This window comes from Pelomonas parva (assembly GCF_043555835.1).
GTDB lineage: Bacteria > Pseudomonadota > Gammaproteobacteria > Burkholderiales > Burkholderiaceae_C > Pelomonas > Pelomonas parva.
On the sequence record NZ_JBIGHV010000019.1, the window covers coordinates 1 to 16797 of the forward strand.

Consider the following 16797-nt stretch of genomic DNA (forward strand, 5'->3'; position numbering starts at 1 on the left):
CGCCGCCAAACTTCTTGGACAGCACGGTCGCGATCGCTGCCGTCAGCGTCGTCTTGCCGTGGTCAACGTGACCAATCGTGCCCACATTGACGTGCGGCTTGGTCCGTTCAAACTTGCCTTTTGCCATTTTCAAATCTCCAAAAAGAGCATCTCGTCAGTCTGTTGGTTTAGCGTTTCCACAGCGCCCGTGATTCCCGCCGACTGACCGAACGGGCGGAGCGCTGCGAAGACGATTTCTCTCAGTAGCGGATCAGGACTTGCCGCGCGCCGTGATGATGGCGTCGGCAACGTTCTTGGGCGCTTCGGAGTAGTGCTTGAACTCCATCGTGTACGTGGCACGACCTTGCGACATCGAGCGCAGCGTGGTCGAGTAGCCGAACATTTCCGACAGCGGCACTTCGGCCTTGATGGCCTTGCCGCCACCGACCATGTCGTCCATGCCCTGCACCATGCCGCGACGGCTGGACAGGTCGCCCATCACGTTGCCGGCGTAGTCTTCAGGCGTCTCGACTTCCACGGCCATCATCGGCTCCAGGATCACCGGCGAAGCCCTGCGGCAGCCTTCCTTGAAGCCGAGCGATGCGGCCATCTTGAACGCGTTTTCGTTCGAGTCCACGTCATGGTACGAACCGAAGGTCAGGGTGACCTTCACGTCCACCACCGGGAACCCGGCCAGGACGCCGTTCGGCAGGGAGTCGATAACGCCCTTTTCGACCGCGGGGATGTATTCGCGCGGCACCACGCCACCCTTGATGGCGTCAACGAACTCGAAGCCCTTGCCGGCTTCTTGCGGCTCGATCGTCAGCACGACATGGCCATACTGGCCCTTGCCGCCCGACTGGCGAACGAACTTGCCTTCGACGTCGGTGGCGGTCTTGCGGATGGTTTCGCGGTAGGCCACTTGCGGCTTGCCGACGTTGGCTTCAACGCCGAACTCGCGCTTCATGCGGTCGACGATGATTTCCAGGTGCAGCTCGCCCATGCCGGAGATGATGGTCTGGCCCGACTCTTCATCGGTGCGCAGACGGAAGGACGGGTCCTCCTTGGCCAGACGGCCCAGGGCGATACCCATCTTTTCCTGGTCAGCCTTGGTCTTGGGCTCGACGGCCTGCGAGATCACGGGCTCGGGGAAGACCATCTTCTCAAGCGTGATGATGGCATCGGGGTCGCACAGGGTTTCGCCCGTGGTGACGTCCTTCAGGCCCACGCAGGCGGCGATGTCGCCGGCCAGAATTTCCGAGATTTCTTCACGCTGGTTGGCGTGCATCTGCAAGATCCGGCCGATGCGCTCCTTCTTGCCGCGGATCGGGTTGTAGACGCTGGCGCCCGACTGCAGCACGCCGGAGTAGACGCGCACGAATGTCAGCTGGCCGACGTAGGGGTCGGTCATCAGCTTGAAAGCCAGAGCGGCGAACTTCTCGTTGTCATCGGCCTTGCGAACGACAGGCTGCTCGTCTTCGTCGGTGCCCGGAACGGGCGGCACGTCGATGGGCGAGGGCATGAAGTCGATCACACCGTCCAGCATGCGCTGCACGCCCTTGTTCTTGAAGGCGGTGCCGCAGAACATCGGCTGGATTTCAGCGGCGATGGTGCGCTTGCGGATAGCGACGATGACTTCCTCTTCGGTCAGGTCGCCCGACTCCAGGTACTTGTTCATCAGCTCTTCGCTGGACTCAGCGGCGGCCTCGATGAGGTTTTCGCGCCATTTGACGGCTTCAGCCTGCAGGTCAGCCGGGATGTCCTCGTAGCTGAACTTCATGCCTTGCGAGGCCTCGTCCCAGATGATCGCCTTCATCTTGATGAGGTCGATCACGCCGGTGAAGTTTTCTTCAGCGCCGATCGGAATGACGACGGGCACGGGGTTCGCCTTGAGGCGCAACTTCATCTGGTCGTAGACCTTGAAGAAGTTCGCGCCGGTGCGGTCCATCTTGTTGACGAACGCGAGGCGGGGCACCTTGTACTTGTTGGCCTGGCGCCAGACGGTTTCCGACTGGGGCTGCACGCCACCGACGGCGCAATAGACCATGCATGCGCCATCCAGCACACGCATCGAGCGCTCGACTTCGATGGTGAAGTCGACGTGCCCGGGGGTGTCAATGATGTTGATGCGGTGCTCGGGGCGGGCAAGGTCCATGCCCTTCCAGAAGCAGGTCGTGGCAGCGGAGGTGATCGTGATACCACGCTCCTGCTCCTGCTCCATCCAGTCCATCGTGGCGGCGCCGTCATGCACCTCACCGATCTTGTGGTTCACACCGGTGTAGAAAAGGATGCGCTCGGTCGTGGTGGTCTTGCCGGCATCGATGTGCGCAGAGATACCGATGTTGCGGTAGCGCTCGATGGGGGTTTTGCGGGCCATGGTTTGCTCCAGAAGACAGGAGCCGCCAGCGGGTTGGTAGAAACCCGAGGCGGCTGAAAGACAGGGAGTTTAGAAGCGGAAGTGCGAGAAGGCCTTGTTGGCTTCTGCCATGCGGTGAACTTCGTCGCGCTTCTTCATCGCGCCGCCGCGGCCTTCAGCGGCCTCCAGCAGTTCGTTGGCAAGGCGCTGCGCCATCGACTTCTCACCGCGCTTGCGAGCGGATTCCTTCAACCAGCGCATGGCGAGAGCCATCCGGCGGACGGGGCGAACTTCCACGGGAACTTGGTAGTTCGCACCGCCGACACGGCGGGACTTCACTTCAACCATGGGCTTCACGTTGTTCAGGGCGACCATGAACACTTCCAGCGGGTCCTTGCCGATCTTCTTCTCGACCTGGTCCAGGGCACCGTAAATGATGCGCTCGGCAATGGCCTTCTTGCCCGATTCCATGATGACGTTCATGAACTTGGACAGATCGACGGAACCGAACTTGGGGTCCGGCAGGATCTCGCGCTTGGGTACTTCGCGACGACGTGGCATGGCACTCTTCCTTTTGCTTCAGTTGGAGACGGCCCTGTTGGCCTGACTCCGCTGGACAACCACCAACATCTGGGGTCATCCACTTACTCGACTCACTGGCTTGGCCAGCAGTCGCAACAACGTCGGATCAGCGGCATGCTGAACCGAACAAAACGATTTACTTCTTCGGACGCTTCGCGCCGTACTTGGAACGCGATTGCTTGCGATCCTTGACGCCTTGCAGGTCAAGCGAACCACGGACGATGTGGTAACGCACGCCGGGCAAGTCCTTCACGCGGCCGCCGCGAACCAGCACGACGCTGTGTTCCTGCAGGTTGTGGCCTTCGCCGCCGATGTAGGAGATGACCTCGAAGCCGTTCGTCAGGCGCACCTTGGCGACCTTACGCAGCGCCGAGTTCGGCTTCTTCGGAGTGGTGGTGTACACGCGCGTGCAGACGCCGCGGCGCTGCGGGCAGTTCTGCATCGCAGGCGACTTGGACTTGATGACCTCGGCCTCTCGACCGTGGCGCACCAGTTGATTGATGGTTGGCATTACGACTTGTTCCCGTTTGAAGTCTGTGAACTCCGCAGCGACAGCGCGCAGGAGGTGCACTCGCGTGCGCCCATGGCAGTACTGCCGCCCAAAAGGCGGAGAGCCGAGGATTGTAGACCGCCATGGTGTCTCGCACAAGGGCTGCTGTTAGGCTCGCCAGATGAACCACACCCCTGCGCTGGACGCAGCGACCGCACCCCCGCCCGACGCGCGGCCGGTCATCGTCGTCGACACCCAAGTCGTGATGGATTGGCTGGTCTTCAAGGAGCCACGGGTTCAAACCTTGGCGACGGCGCTGCAGTCGGGCGCACTGCGCTGGCTGGTGACGCCGGCGATGCGCGACGAGATCCGCCACGTGCTGGGCCGCGGCGTTGCAGCGCGTTACGCGCCAAACCTGGCCTTCATCGAAGCGAGCTTTGACGCCCATGCCGAAGCCGTCGAGACGGCAGCGCCCTCCCCTCGCCTCGTCTGCCGCGACCCGGATGACCAGAAGTTCATCGATCTGGCCCTGGCCCGACAAGCGCATTGGCTGGTGTCTCGCGACAAGGCGCTGTTGACGCTGGCCAAGCGCGCCAGGCCGCGTGGGCTGCTGATCGTGAAGCCGGAGTTCTGGGCGCTGGAATGAAAAAGCCGCCCGCGGCCTGGGCCGGGGCGGCTTGAGGGGCGAACGCCCCGTGGCTTACTCGGCCGAGTGATCGCCAGCGTCGACGCTGGCCATCTGCGCAGCGGCCAATTCCTCGGCCTCCTGCAGCGCGATGGCACGGCGCTCGGCGTCGTCCATGGCCTCCTTGACGCGACGCGCCTCGTGGAATGCCATGCCGGTGCCAGCGGGGATCAGGCGACCGACGATGACGTTTTCCTTCAGGCCACGCAGTTCGTCGCGCTTGCCCATGATGGCAGCCTCGGTGAGCACGCGGGTCGTTTCCTGGAAGGAAGCGGCCGAGATGAAGGAGTCTGTCGACAGCGAGGCCTTGGTGATGCCCAGCAGCACATCCGCGTGGGTGGCCGTCGTCTTGCCTTCCTTGCGCATGCGGTCGTTGGTGTCCAGCAGCTCGGAGCGCTCGACCTGCTCGTTGAGGATGTAGGTCGTGTCGCCCGGGTTGGTGATGACCACCCGACGCAGCATCTGGCGAACGATCACCTCGATGTGCTTGTCGTTGATCTTCACGCCCTGCAGACGGTACACGTCCTGCACCTCGTCGACGATGTAGCGCGCCAGCTCCTCGATGCCCAGCAGGCGCAGGATGTCCTGCGGGTCTGCAGCACCGTCGACGATCAGTTCGCCGCGGTTGACCACCTGGCCTTCGTGCACCAGGATGTTCTTTTCCTTGGGCACCAGTTCCTCGTGAGCCTTGCCATCCGGGTCGGTGATCTGCAGGCGGATCTTGCCTTTGGTCTCCTTGCCGAACGACACGGTGCCGGTCTGCTCGGCCAGCACGCCAACGTCCTTGGGTGAGCGGGCTTCGAAGAGCTCGGCCACACGCGGCAGACCGCCGGTGATGTCGCGGGTCTTCTGGCCTTCGACCGGGATACGGGCGAGCACTTCACCGGGCAGCAGTTCCTGGCCGTCGCGAATCTGGACCAGCGAGCCGACCGGGAAGCCGATGGCCACCGAGTGGTCGGTACCGGGGATCTTGACCTCGTGGCCGCCAGCGTCCAGCAGCTTGACCTGCGGGCGGATGATCTTGGCGGCGCCGCGACGCTTCGGGTCGATGACGACCAGCGTCGACAGACCGGTCACTTCGTCCACCTGCTTGGCGACGGTCACACCTTCCTCGACGTTCTCGAATTTCGCCTGGCCGGCGAATTCCGTGATGATCGGGCGGGTCAGCGGGTCCCAGTTCGCGAGCACCACGCCGGCCTTGACGGTCTGGCTGGCCTTGATGTTCAGGATCGCGCCGTAAGGCACCTTGTGGCGCTCGCGCTCGCGGCCGTGCGGGTCGGAGATGACGATCTCGCCGGAGCGGGAAATCACCACCAAGTCGCCCTTGCCGTTGGTGACGTAGCGCATCGTGGCGTTGAAGCCGATGATGCCGTCCGACTTGGCGTCGACGCTGGAAGCGACCGCTGCACGCGATGCTGCACCACCGATGTGGAAGGTCCGCATCGTCAGCTGCGTGCCGGGTTCACCGATGGACTGCGCGGCGATGACGCCGACAGCTTCACCGGTGTTGACCAGGCCGCCGCGGCCAAGGTCGCGGCCGTAGCACTTGGCGCACAGGCCGAAGCGCGTGGCACAGGTCAGCGGCGTGCGAACCTTGATCTCGTCGACGCCGGCTTGCTCCAGCACGTCCAGCGTGTCTTCGTCCAGCATCTTGCCGGCGCCGAGCAACGGGGCCTGCGTCTCGGGGTGCACGACATCAATGGCGGTGACGCGGCCGAGGACGCGGTCACGCAGCGATTCGATGACTTCACCGCCTTCGACCAGGGCGCGCATCGCCATGCCGTTGTCGGTGCCGCAATCTTCCTCGATGACCACCAAATCCTGGGTCACGTCGACCAGGCGACGCGTGAGGTAGCCGGAGTTCGCGGTCTTCAGCGCCGTGTCCGCCAGGCCCTTACGAGCACCGTGGGTGGAGATGAAGTACTGCAGAACGTTCAGGCCTTCACGGAAGTTCGCCGTGATGGGCGTCTCGATGATGGAGCCGTCCGGCTTGGCCATCAGGCCGCGCATGCCGGCCAGCTGGCGGATCTGGGCCGCGCTACCGCGGGCACCCGAGTCAGCCATCATGTAAATCGAGTTGAAGGACTCCTGGACCACTTCCTTGCCGTGGCGGTCGATCGTCTTCTCGACCTTCAGGTGGTCCATCATCTTCTTGCCGATCTCGTCACCGGCCTTGCCCCAGATGTCGACGACCTTGTTGTAGCGCTCGCCGGCCGTCACGAGACCCGAGACGTACTGCTGCTCGATCTCCTTGACTTCGTTCTCGGCGCGGTCGATGACCGTGTACTTTTCCTTCGGGACCAGCATGTCGTCGATGGCGATCGAGATGCCGGCACGCGTCGCGAGCTTGAAGCCGCTTTGCAGCAGCTTGTCGGCCAGCACGACGGTTTCCTTCAGGCCGCACTTGCGGAAGCTCGTGTTGATGAGACGCGAGATTTCCTTCTTCTTCAGCGCCTTGTTGATGTTGCTGAAGGGCAGGCCCTTGGGCAGGATTTCCGACAGCAGCGCGCGGCCGACGGTGGTGTCCGTCAGCTTGGTCTCCGCGACCCACTCGCCACTGTCCTTGTCCTTGGTGTACTCGGTCAGGCGGACGCTGATCTTGGCGGTGATCTCGACAACGCCGTTCTCCAGCGCGCGGATCACTTCGGGGATGTCCGAGAAGATCAGACCCTCGCCCTTGCCATTCGTGCGCTCGCGGGTGGCGTAGTACAGGCCCAGCACCACGTCTTGCGACGGGACGATGGACGGTTCACCGGAGGCCGGGAACAGCACGTTGTTGGAGGCCAGCATCAGCGTGCGGGCTTCCATCTGCGCTTCGATGGACAGCGGCACGTGGACGGCCATCTGGTCACCGTCGAAGTCGGCGTTGAAGGCCGAGCAGACGAGCGGGTGCAGCTGGATGGCCTTGCCTTCGATCAGCACGGGCTCGAAAGCCTGGATGCCGAGGCGGTGCAGCGTCGGGGCGCGGTTCAGCAGGACCGGGTGTTCCTTGATGACTTCTTCGAGGATGTCCCAGACCACCGGCGTGCCGGATTCGACTTCCTTCTTCGCAGCCTTGATCGTCGTCGCGATGCCCATGGCTTCGAGACGGCTGAAGATGAAGGGCTTGAAGAGTTCGAGCGCCATCAGCTTGGGCAGGCCGCACTGGTGCAGCTTGAGCGTCGGGCCGACCACGATGACCGAACGGCCCGAGTAGTCGACGCGCTTGCCCAGCAAGTTCTGACGGAAGCGACCGCTCTTGCCCTTGATCATGTCGGCCAGCGACTTGAGGGCACGCTTGTTCGCGCCGGTCATCGCCTTGCCGCGGCGGCCGTTGTCCAGCAGCGAGTCGACGGCCTCCTGCAGCATGCGCTTTTCGTTGCGCACGATGATTTCAGGGGCCTTCAGCTCCAGCAGACGGGCCAGGCGGTTGTTGCGGTTGATGACGCGACGGTAGAGGTCGTTCAGGTCGGAGGTCGCGAAGCGGCCGCCGTCCAGCGGCACGAGCGGCCGCAGGTCCGGCGGCAGCACGGGCAGCACGTCCAGCACCATCCAGTTCGGCTTGATGCCGGACTTCTTGAAGGCCTCCATGACCTTCAGGCGCTTGGAGTTCTTCTTGACCTTGAGCTCGGAGCCGGTCATGTCGTTGCGCAGGCGGTCGATCTCGATGTCGAGATCCATCTCCTCCAGCAGCTTCTTGATGCCCTCGGCGCCCATCAGCGCGATGAACTCGTCGCCGAATTCGATGCGCTTCGCGTCGTAGTCGTCCTCGGTCATGATCGAGAACTTCTTCAGCGGCGTCATGCCGCTGTCGACGACGACGTAGGCCTCGAAGTACAGCACGCGTTCGATGTCGCGCAGCGTCATGTCCAGCACCAGGCCCAGACGCGACGGCAGGCTCTTCAGGAACCAGATGTGCGCGCAGGGCGCGGCCAGGTCGATGTGGCCCATGCGGTCACGGCGGACCTTGGTCTGCGTGACTTCAACGCCGCACTTCTCGCAGATGACGCCACGGTGCTTGAGGCGCTTGTACTTGCCGCACAGGCACTCGTAGTCCTTGATCGGGCCAAAGATCTTGGCGCAGAACAGGCCGTCACGCTCGGGCTTGAAGGTGCGGTAGTTGATGGTCTCGGGCTTCTTCACCTCGCCGAACGACCAGCTGCGGATCTTCTCCGGGGAAGCCAGGCCGATCTGGATGGCATCGAAATGCTCGTCCGGGGTGAATTGCTTGAAAAGGTCGAGTAGTCCCTTCATGCATCTGCTCCTTAGTTCTTCACGAGTTCAATGTCGATGCCAAGGGAACGGATTTCCTTGACCAGCACATTGAACGATTCCGGCATGCCGGCTTCGATGGCGTGTTCGCCCTTGACGATGGACTCGTACACCTTGGTGCGGCCGTTCACGTCGTCGGACTTGACCGTCAGCATTTCCTGCAGGATGTACGAGGCGCCATAGGCTTCCAGCGCCCAGACTTCCATTTCGCCGAAACGCTGGCCGCCGAACTGCGCCTTGCCGCCCAGCGGTTGCTGCGTGACGAGCGAGTACGGGCCGGTCGAGCGGGCGTGCATCTTGTCGTCCACCAAGTGGTGCAGCTTCAGCACGTGCATGTAGCCGACGGTGACCGGGCGCTCGAACTGCTCGCCGGTGCGGCCGTCGCACAGCCAGGCCTGGGTGCGCGTCTCGGTCAGCCCCTTCTTGGCGGCGATGTCGTCCGGGTAGGCCAGCTTCAGCATGCCGCGGATTTCTTCTTCCTTGGCACCGTCGAAGACCGGCGTCGCGAAGGGCACGCCCTTCGACAGGTTCGCGGCCATCTCCAGCACTTCGTCGTCCGTCAGGTCTTCGATGCGCTCGGTCTTGCCACCGCTCTGGTTGTAGAGCTGGTCGAACAGCTTGCGCAGCTCAGCCACCTTGCTGTGCTGCTGCAGCATGTCGCCGATGCGCTGGCCGATGCCCTTGCCGGCCCAGCCCAAGTGCACTTCCAGCACCTGGCCCACGTTCATCCGCGACGGGACGCCCAGCGGGTTCAGCACGATGTCGGCGGGCGTGCCGTCGGCCATGTAGGGCATGTCTTCGATCGGGGTGACCTTGGACACGACACCCTTGTTGCCGTGACGGCCGGCCATCTTGTCGCCAGGCTGCAGGCGACGCTTGACGGCCAAGTAGACCTTGACCATCTTCAGCACGCCGGCGGGCAGCTCGTCGCCCTGCGTCAGCTTCTTGCGCTTTTCTTCAAAAGCCAGGTCGAAGCTGTGGCGGGTCTGGTCGAGCGAGTTCTTGATCGACTCGAGCTGGTTGGCGACGTCTTCCTCGGCCGGACGGATGTCGAACCAGTGGAAGCGCTCGACCGAGGCCAGGTAGTCCTTGTCGATGGCCGTGCCCTTGGCGATCTTCTGCGGGCCGCCGTTGGCGATCTTGCCGACGAGCAGCTTCTCGATACGGTCGAAGGCGTCGCTCTCGACGATGCGCAGCTGGTCGTTCAGGTCCAGGCGGTAGCGCTTCAGCTCGTCGTCGATGATCTGCTGGGCGCGCTTGTCGCGCTGGATGCCTTCACGGGTGAAGACCTGCACGTCGATGACGGTGCCGCTGGTGCCTTGGTCGACACGCAGCGACGTGTCCTTCACGTCCGAAGCCTTCTCGCCGAAGATGGCGCGCAGCAGCTTTTCTTCCGGCGTCAGCGTCGTCTCGCCCTTGGGCGTGACCTTGCCGACCAGCACGTCGCCCGGATTCACCTCGGCACCGACGTAAACGATGCCCGACTCGTCCAGACGGCCGAGTTGTTGCTCCGACAGGTTCGGGATGTCGCGGGTAATTTCCTCGGCGCCCAGCTTGGTGTCACGCGCGTTGACCACCAGTTCCTCGATGTGGATCGAGGTGTAGCGGTCTTCGGCGATGACGCGCTCGCTGATGAGGATCGAGTCTTCGAAGTTGTAGCCGTTCCAGGGCATGAACGCGACCAGCATGTTCTGGCCCAGGGCCAGTTCACCGATGTCGGTGGAGGCGCCGTCGGCAATGATGTCCTCGGCCGCCACCTTGTCGCCACGCTTGACGATGGGACGCTGGTGGATGTTCGTGTTCTGGTTGGAACGCTGGTACTTGATCAGGTTGTAGATGTCGACACCGACTTCACCGGCCACCGTCTCGTTGTCGTTCACACGAATGACGATGCGGTTGGTGTCGACATAGTCGACCACGCCGCCGCGGCGAGCCGCGACCACCGTGCCCGAGTCCTTCGCCGCCACGCGCTCGACGCCCGTGCCCACAAAAGCCTTCTCGGGACGCAGCACCGGCACGGCCTGACGCTGCATGTTGGCGCCCATCAGCGCGCGGTTCGCGTCGTCGTGCTCCAGGAAGGGCACGAGCGAGGCAGCCACCGACACGATCTGGGTCGGCGCCACGTCCATGTACTGGATGCGCTCCGGCTGCGTCAGCACGGACTCGCCGTTCTCACGCGCCGAAACCAGCTCGTCCGCCAGTTCGCCGACCGCGTTCAGCGTCGCATTCGCCTGGGCGATGACGTACTTGCCTTCCTCGATGGCCGACAGGTAGTCGATCTGGTCGGTCACCTTGCCGTCGACGACACGGCGGTAAGGCGTCTCCAGGAAGCCGTACTCGTTGAGCTGAGCGAACAGCGCCAGCGAGTTGATCAGGCCGATGTTCGGGCCTTCCGGCGTTTCGATCGGGCAGACGCGGCCGTAGTGGGTCGGGTGCACGTCGCGGACTTCGAAGCCGGCGCGCTCGCGGGTCAGACCGCCCGGGCCCAGGGCGGAAACACGACGCTTGTGCGTGATTTCCGACAGCGGGTTGGTCTGGTCCATGAACTGCGAGAGCTGCGACGCGCCGAAGAACTCCTTGAGCGCCGCGGAGATCGGCTTGGAGTTGATCAGGTCGTGCGGCATCAGGGCTTCGGTCTCGGCCTGGCCCAGACGTTCCTTGACGGCCTTCTCGATGCGGGCGAGGCCCGAGCGGTACTGGTTTTCGGCCAGCTCGCCCACGCAACGCACGCGGCGGTTGCCCAGGTGGTCGATGTCGTCCACTTCGCCGCGGCCATTGCGCAGTTCAACAAGGATCTTGACGACGTCAAGGATGTCCTCGTTGGACAGGTTCATGTTGCCCTCGGGCGTGTCACGGCCGACACGCGCGTTGAACTTCATGCGGCCGACGCGACTCAGGTCGTAGGTGTCGGTGCTGTAGAACAGGCGGTTGAACAGCGCTTCGACGGCGTCTTCCGTCGGCGGCTCGCCGGGGCGCATCATGCGGTAGATGGCCACGCGGGCGGCCAGCTGGGTCTCGGTCTCATCCGAGGCCAGGGTCTGGCTGATGTAGGCGCCTTCGTCCAGCTCGTTCGTGAACAGGCACTGGATTTCCTTGATGCCGGCCTGGCGCAGCTTCTTCAGCAGCGCGTCGGTCAGTTCATCATTGGCCTTGGCGATGATCTCGCCGGTGTCGGCGTCGATCATGTTCTTGGCCAGCAGGCGGCCGATCAGGAAGTCTTCCGGCACCGAGATGTGCTGCGTGCCGGATTGCTCCAACTGGCGCGCATGACGGGCCGTGATGCGCTTGTCCTTCTCGACGATGACGGCACCCGACTTGTCGACGATGTCGAAGCGGGCAACTTCACCCTTCAGGCGGTCGGCGACGAATTCGAGCTGCGCGCCGACGTCCATCAGGCGGAAGTTGTCGAACACGAAGAAGTGGGCCAGGATCTGCTCGGGGTTCAGGCCGATGGCCTTGAGCAGGATCGTGACCGGCATCTTGCGGCGGCGGTCGACGCGGAAGTACAGGATGTCCTTCGGGTCGAACTCGAAGTCCAGCCAGGAGCCGCGGTAGGGAATGATGCGTGCGCTGAACAGCAGCTTGCCCGAGGAGTGCGTCTTGCCCTTGTCGTGCTCGAAGAACACGCCCGGCGAACGGTGCAGCTGCGACACGATGACGCGCTCGGTACCGTTGACGATGAAGGAGCCGTAGTCGGTCATCAGGGGCACTTCGCCCATGTAGACCTCTTGCTCCTTGATCTCCTTGACCGTCTTCGCCTGGGGCGACTCACGGTCATAGATGATCATCTGCAGGCGCGCGCGCACGGCGGCCGCATAGGTCAACCCACGCTGTTGGCACTCACGGGTGTCGAACGGCGGCTTGGCGATGTTGAACTCGAGGAACTTCATCTCGACGAAACCGTTGTGCGAAACAATCGGGAACGCCGAGAGGAAGGCCGCCTGCAGCCCTTCGGGCTTGCGTTTGGCGGGGGCCACGTCCTTCTGCAGGAAGGCCACGTAGCTGTCCTTCTGCATGGTCAGCAGATAGGGAACGTTGAGAACGCTCTCGCGCTTGCCGAAGCTCTTGCGGATTCGCTTGCGCTCGGTGTAGCTGTAGGGGGTTGCTTGCGCCATAAACACTCCGTGTCGAGCCCACCCCTGGCCGTGGGGCGAGCCGCGTCGGCGACTGGCTGGCTCACCGCCCAGAACGGGCGGCTACCTAGCTTGGTGGTTGGCCACTACCAACCGCTGGCGGACAACTTTGGCCCCGCACCAAGGGCTGACCAAAGTCCGACCAAACTGGTTCTCTGCAGTCGGATCAGAGAACACTTGAAAGAACTGCGCATCATACGGTGCGCCGCGCTTTCAGCTGTTCTCAAGCAGGATTAACCCGCAAAGACGAAAAAGGGGAAGCCCTGAGGGCAACCCCTTTTCTAGTCTGTGGAGCCGGAACTGCTTCGCAGGTCCAACCCCAAGTCTTTACTTCAGCTCGGCCTTGGCACCGGCTTCGATGAGCTTCTTGACGGCAGCTTCGCCGTCGGCCTTGGCCACGGCTTCCTTGACGTTCTTCGGAGCGCCATCGACCAGGTCCTTGGCTTCCTTGAGGCCCAGGCCGGTGATTTCGCGAACGGCCTTGATGACCGAGACCTTCTGGGCGCCTGCTTCGAGCAGCACGACGTTGAATTCGGTCTTCTCTTCCACGACAGCAGCAGCTGCGCCGCCACCGCCACCGCCGCCGGCAGCAGCCATCGAAGCGGCGGACACGCCGAACTTCTCTTCAATTGCCTTGACCAGATCGTTCAGTTCCAGAACGGTCATGCTGTCCAGAGCCGACAGGAAAGCGTCTTTATCGAATGCCATGATGAATTTCCTTAAAACAGATTGATTGCGCGTGACTTGACGTTAGGCGCGTGGTTCGTCGATCAGGCCGCAGCCGGGGCGTCTTCGGCAACAGCTTCCGGGGAAGCGGCGCCTTCGCCACGCTTTGCAGCCAGGGCAGCCAGCACGGCCGCGGTGCGTTGCACCGGCGACAGCAGCAGGCCAGCGATTTGCGACAGCAGCACTTCACGGCTCGGGACCGAGGCCAGCGCTTTCACGCCGGCCACGTCCAGAGCCTTGCCGCCATACGCGCCGCCCTTGATGACGAGCTTGTCGTTGGTCTTGGCAAAGTCAGCGATGACTTTGGCAGCCGCGACAGCGTCTTCGGAAAAGCCGTAGATCAGCGGACCGACCATGCTCTCCGCAGCAGCCTCGAACGGGGTGCCGGCAACAGCGCGACGCGCCAGGGTGTTCTTCAGCACGTGAAGATACACACCTTGGGCGCGCGCGGTGACGCGCAGCTTGTTCAAGGCTTCCACGGTGAGGCCACGGTACTCGGCCAACGCCAGCGTCTGCGACTTGGCAGCTTGCGCTGCGACGTCGGAGACAACGACTGCCTTCTCGTTGCGATTGAGACTCAAGGTCTACTCCTCACATTTGCTCTCTCGGCCTTGCGGCTTCGTGAGCGCCAGGGAATTAGCGACCATCTGTCAGGAAACCCACTCCGATGACTCGAAGCGCACAACCCTTCAGCGGGACCGCCATCTGCGTTGGTTCTCGCCTCAATGGCTTGAGGACAGAGATTTAAGGGGTCTCCACCAACGGTCTTGGATGACGCGTTGCTCCGGCGAACCGGAACGACGCCCCACCAATCTTGTTGCCCGGGGCCAGACTCGCCCCGGGCAGATTCAGTGCATCAAGCCGCGTTGGCCTGAGCGTTGATCGACGCGATTTCGACGCGAGCGCCGACGCCCATCGTCGAAGAGATGGCGACCTTGCGCAGGTAGATGCCCTTGCTCGACGCCGGCTTGCTCTTGTTCAGAGCTTCGATCAGCGCGCGCAGATTGCCTTCCAGCTTGTCGGTGTCGAACGAGCGACGGCCGAGGGTGCCATGGATGATGCCGGCCTTGTCGACGCGGAACTGGACCTGGCCAGCCTTGGCGTTGCGAACGGCGGTGGCGACGTCCGGGGTCACGGTGCCGACCTTCGGGTTAGGCATCAGGCCGCGCGGGCCCAGGATCTGACCCAGGGTACCGACAACACGCATCGTGTCCGGCGAGGCGATGACCACGTCGAAGGGCATGTCGCCCGCCTTGACGCGCTCGGCCAGATCTTCCATGCCGACGACGTCGGCGCCTGCGGCGCGGGCTTCTTCAGCCTTGGCGCCTTGGGCGAAGACGGCGACGCGCTTGGTCTTGCCGGTGCCGTTGGGCATCACGACAGCACCACGAACGACTTGGTCCGACTTCTTGGCATCGATGCCGAGTTGCACGGCGACGTCGATGGACTCATCGAACTTGGCGGAAGCCAGGCTCTTGACCAGGTCCAGGGCTTCAGTCAGCGGGTACAGCTTGGTCGACTCGACCTTGCCAGCCAGCGCCTTTTGCTTCTTGGTGAGCTTGGCCATGTCAGACCCCTTCCACGATGATGCCCATCGAGCGGGCAGAGCCGGCGATGGTCTTGACTGCGGCGTCCATGCTGGCGGCCGTCAGGTCCTTGGTCTTGATCGTTGCGATCTCTTCCAGCTGGGCACGGGTCAGCTTGCCAACCTTGTCCAGATGCGGGCGCTGCGAGCCCTTTTCGATCTTGGCGGCCTTCTTGATCAGCACGGTCGCCGGGGGCGACTTGATGACGAAGGTGAAGCTCTTGTCTGCAAACGCGGTGATGACCACTGGCAGCTTCATGCCCGGCTCGAAGCCAGCGCCCGAAGTCTGGGCGTTGAACGCCTTGCAGAATTCCATGATGTTCAGGCCACGCTGACCCAGCGCGGGACCAACCGGCGGCGAGGGGTTAGCCTTGCCTGCGGCGACTTGCAGCTTGATGAAGCCGACAATCTTCTTTGCCATATTTCTCTCCAATCAGTGCCCTGGCGGCAAAGCCATGACACCTGAGTGCTAACGCAAAGGACTGGTTACCTTTGCTCCTCTTGTCCGCATCTCGTTGCGGACTGACTACGGGCCGACGTGAGGGACGCCGACCAAACCCGTGATTACACCTTCTCGACTTGCGAGAAGTCGAGTTCCACCGGTGTGGCGCGGCCAAAGATCGTGACCGACACACGCACCTTGGACTTGTCGTAGTTGACTTCCTCGACCGAGCCGTTGAAGTCGGTGAAGGGGCCTTCCTTGACGCGCACGACCTCGCCGACCGTCCACTCGACCTTGGGCCGGGGCTTCTCGACGCCTTCCTGCATCTGGTTGACGATCTTCATGACCTCGGCCTCAGAGATCGGCGCGGGGCGGTTCTTCGCACCGCCGACGAAACCCGTCACCTTGGACGTGTGCTTCACCAGATGCCAGGACTCGTCGTCCATGGACATCTCGACCAGCACGTAGCCTGGGAAGAAGCGGCGCTCGGTGACGGCCTTCTTGCCGTTCTTCAGTTCGACGACTTCTTCGGTCGGCACGAGGATGCGACCGAACTTGTCCTGCATGCCGGCGCGATCGATGCGTTCACGCAGATTGCGCTCGACGGCCTTCTCCATGCCCGAGTAGGCGTGGACGACATACCAACGCTTGGGCAGGCCCGCAGGCGCCTCGGCGGTCACGACGTTCTGCTCTTCGCTCATCTCGTTCCTTCTCAGCGCTTCCAGCCCAGGATCAGGTCGTACAGCACCCACTCCAGCGTCTTGTCCGTCAGCCACAAAAACAGTGCCATGACGACAACGAAGGCAAACACATAGGCGGTCATCTGGCGGGCCTCCTTGTGGGACGGCCAGACAACCTTGCGAACCTCACGCCAGGAATCATGGCCATAGGCAATCAGCGCCTTGCCATGCTCGGACGTGAAGAAGGCCGCCACACCGGCAGCCAGCAGCACGATCAACGAGCCCCACTGAACCCAGGGACCCTGCTTGGACAGGCCGTAATAAGCCACCAACGCGCCGACCAGCAGCAACACCGCAGCAGCCAACTTGGCCTTGTCGGCACCGCTGGTCACGGTTTCGACTTGGGGAGGATTCGCCATCTTTTCACTTTCAGGCACCGCGCTCCCGAGGAAGCATTGCGGCTGTTCAGACGCCACCGAGGCTTATCGCCATCAGCAGCAAGGCCCGCCGAGATTTCTCTCGCGGGCCGATGCTTGGTTAGCCAGGGAACCAACCGCCGTGATCAGTGGCGGGTGGCAGGGGCAGAGGGTCTCGAACCCCCAACCTTCGGTTTTGGAGACCGACGCTCTGCCAATTGAGCTATGCCCCTGTGGCCAAAAACTTGTTACGCGAGGATCGTGGCAACGACACCCGAGCCGACGGTGCGACCACCTTCACGGATGGCGAAGCGCAGGCCGGTTTCCATCGCGATCGGCGCGATTAGCTTCACGGTGATGCCGACGTTGTCGCCAGGCATGACCATTTCCTTGTCCTTCGGCAGCTCCACGGCACCGGTCACGTCCGTCGTGCGGAAGTAGAACTGGGGACGGTAGTTGTTGAAGAACGGCG

At 63.0% G+C, this 16797-nt stretch carries 14 protein-coding genes and 1 tRNA gene; 1 reads left to right on the forward strand and 14 read right to left on the reverse strand.

The features are described 5' to 3' along the window. The 4 genes from ACG00Y_RS28590 to rpsL all read right to left on the reverse strand — a co-directional run. On the reverse strand, nt 1-127 hold a 127-nt coding region (locus ACG00Y_RS28590), incomplete at its 3' end, for a GTP-binding protein (RefSeq protein ID WP_229427325.1). Nucleotides 128-250: 123 nt separating this feature from the next. Further along, nucleotides 251-2356, reverse strand: coding sequence for an elongation factor G (fusA, locus tag ACG00Y_RS28595; protein WP_394485037.1), 2106 nt, complete (start codon nt 2354-2356; stop codon nt 251-253). A 69-nt stretch (nt 2357-2425) separates the two neighbouring features. Continuing rightward, nucleotides 2426-2896, reverse strand: a complete 471-nt coding sequence (gene rpsG, locus ACG00Y_RS28600; RefSeq protein WP_394485038.1) for a 30S ribosomal protein S7 — start codon at nt 2894-2896, stop codon at nt 2426-2428. A gap of 157 nt (nt 2897-3053) precedes the next feature. Then, the gene (gene rpsL, locus ACG00Y_RS28605) at nt 3054-3428 is read right to left on the reverse strand and encodes a 30S ribosomal protein S12 (protein ID WP_056265769.1); all 375 of its coding nucleotides are present in this window, start codon (nt 3426-3428) and stop codon (nt 3054-3056) included. Nucleotides 3429-3588: 160 nt separating this feature from the next. On the opposite strand from rpsL, the gene ACG00Y_RS28610 reads away from it, so the two are divergent. After that, complete coding sequence (locus ACG00Y_RS28610) at nt 3589-4053, forward strand: putative toxin-antitoxin system toxin component, PIN family (protein ID WP_394485041.1); 465 nt, start codon at nt 3589-3591, stop codon at nt 4051-4053. A gap of 54 nt (nt 4054-4107) precedes the next feature. Here ACG00Y_RS28610 and rpoC read toward each other — a convergent pair whose 3' ends face one another. The 10 genes from rpoC to ACG00Y_RS28660 form a co-directional block, all read right to left on the reverse strand. Then, nucleotides 4108-8325: a DNA-directed RNA polymerase subunit beta' gene (gene rpoC / locus ACG00Y_RS28615; RefSeq protein ID WP_394485043.1), complete on the reverse strand. Its 4218-nt coding sequence runs from the start codon at nt 8323-8325 to the stop codon at nt 4108-4110. An 11-nt stretch (nt 8326-8336) separates the two neighbouring features. Beyond that, on the reverse strand, nt 8337-12458 hold the full coding sequence (rpoB, locus tag ACG00Y_RS28620; RefSeq protein ID WP_394485045.1) for a DNA-directed RNA polymerase subunit beta: 4122 nt from the start codon (nt 12456-12458) through the stop codon (nt 8337-8339). A 345-nt stretch (nt 12459-12803) separates the two neighbouring features. Continuing rightward, the gene (gene rplL / locus ACG00Y_RS28625; RefSeq protein ID WP_394485047.1) at nt 12804-13184 is read right to left on the reverse strand and encodes a 50S ribosomal protein L7/L12; all 381 of its coding nucleotides are present in this window, start codon (nt 13182-13184) and stop codon (nt 12804-12806) included. Between the two features lie 62 nt (nt 13185-13246). Further along, complete coding sequence (gene rplJ, locus ACG00Y_RS28630) at nt 13247-13783, reverse strand: 50S ribosomal protein L10 (protein ID WP_394485049.1); 537 nt, start codon at nt 13781-13783, stop codon at nt 13247-13249. Between the two features lie 275 nt (nt 13784-14058). Continuing rightward, a complete protein-coding gene (rplA, locus tag ACG00Y_RS28635) occupies nt 14059-14769 on the reverse strand; it encodes a 50S ribosomal protein L1 (protein WP_394485051.1) in 711 nt (236 codons plus the stop codon). 1 nt (nt 14770) lies between these two features. Further along, on the reverse strand, nt 14771-15208 hold the full coding sequence (gene rplK, locus ACG00Y_RS28640; RefSeq protein WP_056265790.1) for a 50S ribosomal protein L11: 438 nt from the start codon (nt 15206-15208) through the stop codon (nt 14771-14773). Between the two features lie 143 nt (nt 15209-15351). Beyond that, the gene (gene nusG / locus ACG00Y_RS28645; protein ID WP_394485054.1) at nt 15352-15930 is read right to left on the reverse strand and encodes a transcription termination/antitermination protein NusG; all 579 of its coding nucleotides are present in this window, start codon (nt 15928-15930) and stop codon (nt 15352-15354) included. A gap of 11 nt (nt 15931-15941) precedes the next feature. Then, nucleotides 15942-16328, reverse strand: coding sequence for a preprotein translocase subunit SecE (gene secE, locus ACG00Y_RS28650; protein ID WP_394485056.1), 387 nt, complete (start codon nt 16326-16328; stop codon nt 15942-15944). Nucleotides 16329-16482: 154 nt separating this feature from the next. Further along, nucleotides 16483-16558: transfer RNA gene (locus ACG00Y_RS28655), tRNA-Trp, on the reverse strand. A 15-nt stretch (nt 16559-16573) separates the two neighbouring features. Next, nucleotides 16574-16797, reverse strand: a 224-nt coding sequence (locus ACG00Y_RS28660) for an EF-Tu C-terminal domain-related protein (RefSeq protein ID WP_474103957.1), incomplete at its 5' end; no start/stop codon positions are given.